Source organism: Cellulomonas sp. P4_B5_2 (assembly GCF_056402235.1).
Window position 1 is genome coordinate 1 of the sequence record NZ_JBFUHU010000430.1, and the last position, 2,472, is coordinate 2,472.

Consider the following 2,472-nt stretch of genomic DNA (forward strand, 5'->3'; position numbering starts at 1 on the left):
GCCCCGTGGTCCGGCCGGTCTTGCGGACGGCCGACCCCTCGGTGGCGGGCTCGGACCCCGTCACGGGCCCGATGCCCACGATGCCCGGCACCCAGGGTGCACCGGGCGCCAGTGCGACGACGGCCGCGTCGATGTGGTCGGTCAGCGCCCCGCGCACCAGCGCGCCGACGCGGTCGGACCGGGGGTTCCCGCCGTCGGCGAGCGCCGGCTGGATCCACGTGCTCGCGACGTCCTCGAGCCCGTCGCCCGCCGCGACGTGCCAGTTCGTCAGGCCGAAGGTCTGGCCGGTGTGCCGCTCGTACACCAGCACGCCGAGCGTGCCGTTGACCGACCGCAGCTGGGCCGTGCCGTCCACGGGGATCGTCACCGGGGCGGCGGGTCCGATGCTGATGCCGCCGGCGAGTGGTCGCACGCGCTTGCTCGCCGGGGTGGGCTCCGCGTCGGACAGGAGCCGCACGCGGTGCTCGACGACGTCGGTGGGGATGCCGTCGATCTCGCTGGGGATGCGCTCGCTGTCGGGCAGGTCACCGGCGGCGCGCTTGCGCTCGACGTGGACCACGATCGCCTGCCGGCCGGTGGGCGACCCGTCCGACCACTTCTCGCCGATGTCGACCCCCACCACGCCGGGCCGGGCGATGAGCGCGTCCTCGACGGTGCGCTTCGTCGTACGGATCTGCTCGCGGGTGTACGGGTCGGGTGTGGGGTCCTGCTCAGTCATGTCGCGCGTCTCCTCAACCGGTCGGGTGCTCGTCAGGAGCGGGTGAAGTCGGGCTAGATACATCCGCCAGGAACGAACACTCGCAGAGATGTATCTGGCTGCCGAGAGGGGGCTCCTCTTCGTCGACCCGGTCGAGTGGGGTCGCCCGCGGGTGCTCGCGGGGGCAGGCCGTCACCAGCGGCTTGCCCGGGGCAGCGGCGAGCGACGCCGATTTCCTTGTCGGGGTTGTCCGGGTCGTCCTACTGTGTGCGGGGCGGCCGCCCGACGAGGCCTGCCTGTGAGGGGTCCATGATGAGTGACGACCTGGTGGAGCCGGTGGACACCGAGCTCCGCAGCCAGGGTGAGGGGCTCGCCGACCAGGCGGCCCGCGCGGTGGTCGCCTACCGCGACGGAGACCGCGCGCCGCTCGCCGCCCTGGTGCAGGTGATGACTCCCTTGCTGTGGCACACCGTGCGCGCCCAGGGGGCCGACCCCGAGCTGGCGCAGGACATCGTGCAGAACACCTGGCTGACCCTCGTGCGGGACATCGAGTCGATCCGCGATCCCCGCGCGACTCTCCAGTGGATGCTCGTCACCGCCAAGCGCGCCGCGTGGAGGTCCGTGCGGCGCAGCCGCGACGAGATGGTCCGACAGGAGCAGGACGAGCACGTGACCGACTGGCTCGCCGCACCGGCGGACGACCTGCCCGACACGGTCGCGGTGCGTTCCGAGCGGGACAAGCTGCTCTGGCAGCATGTCGCCGAGCTGCCCGACCGGTGCCGGCGGCTGCTCGGCCTGGTCGCGCTGGTCGACCGCCCGGACTACGGGGTGGTCTCCCGGGCGCTCGGCATGCCGGTGGGGAGCATCGGACCCACCCGCGGCCGCTGCCTCGCCAAGCTCCGCGTCGCACTCGCCTCCGACCCCGCCTGGAGCGTGTCATGAGCACCGACGAGAGGACCCTCGCGCTCGTCGCCGCGGGTGGCCTGGACATCGACGACCGGCGCATCCTGAACCGTCTGGCGGAGCTGGTCGAGCGCGCGGACCCCGTACCGCCGGGCCTCATCGAGAGCATCGGCATGGCGCTGACCATCGAGGCGATGCACGCGGAGGTGGCCGAGCTGCACCTGGTCGGTGAGCCTGCGCTCGCCGTCCGCGCGGACGAGACGAGCATCGAGGCCGGCACCATCACGTTCACCACCGACGTGCTCACCGTGATGATCTCGGTGCACGCCGAGGCGGGTCGCGTGCGGGTCGACGGCTGGGCGGCGCCGGCGGGCGAGCTGTCCGTGGAGCTGCACCAGGGCGGTGACGTGACGTCGACGACGTCGGACGTGGACGGCCGCTTCTCGTTCTCCGACATCGAGCGCGGACCTGCGCGGCTGGTGCTCCGGCGTCCCTCGGAGCCGACGGTCCCCATCGTCACCCCGCAGATCGAGCTCTAGCGCAGATGGCCGAACCCGGCGGTCCGGCGGCGGCCGGATCGCCGTCACTCGGCGCGCTGGCCGAGCAGGTGCAACGAGCGGACGACGACAACGCGGAGGGTCGGCCCACCCGCGCGCGTCGTCGGCTGCGTCCTGCGCTGCGCGCGCTCGACGCGATGCCCCCGACGCCGGAGGTCGCCCGGTGGCGCGGTCGCGCGCTCGTCGAGCTCGCCAAGTGCGACTTCGAGACCCGGGGCGGGCCACGCCCCGTGCTCGAGCGGCTCGACGCGATGCTGGTGGAGCAGGAGGAGTCGGGCGGGGGCTGGCGCGGGCTGCGTCCGGCGGTCTCCGGCC

2 protein-coding genes and 2 pseudogenes are annotated in these 2,472 nt (G+C 73.6%); 3 read left to right on the forward strand and 1 reads right to left on the reverse strand.

Going from position 1 to position 2,472, the window contains the following annotated elements:
• Nucleotides 1-718, reverse strand: a pseudogene (locus AC1DUQ_RS20610) (peptidase S32); the annotation flags it as partial.
• Nucleotides 719-1,009: 291 nt separating this feature from the next.
• Between AC1DUQ_RS20610 and AC1DUQ_RS20615 the strand changes: the two are divergent.
• The 3 genes and pseudogenes from AC1DUQ_RS20615 to AC1DUQ_RS20625 form a co-directional block, all read left to right on the forward strand.
• A complete protein-coding gene (locus AC1DUQ_RS20615) occupies nt 1,010-1,639 on the forward strand; it encodes an RNA polymerase sigma factor (protein ID WP_477061357.1) in 630 nt (209 codons plus the stop codon).
• On the forward strand, nt 1,636-2,139 hold the full coding sequence (locus AC1DUQ_RS20620) for a carboxypeptidase regulatory-like domain-containing protein (protein WP_477061358.1): 504 nt from the start codon (nt 1,636-1,638) through the stop codon (nt 2,137-2,139). The genes AC1DUQ_RS20615 and AC1DUQ_RS20620 overlap by 4 nt, the downstream gene beginning before the upstream one ends.
• 5 nt (nt 2,140-2,144) lie before the next feature.
• Nucleotides 2,145-2,472 (forward strand): annotated as a pseudogene (locus AC1DUQ_RS20625) (CHAT domain-containing protein); the annotation flags it as partial.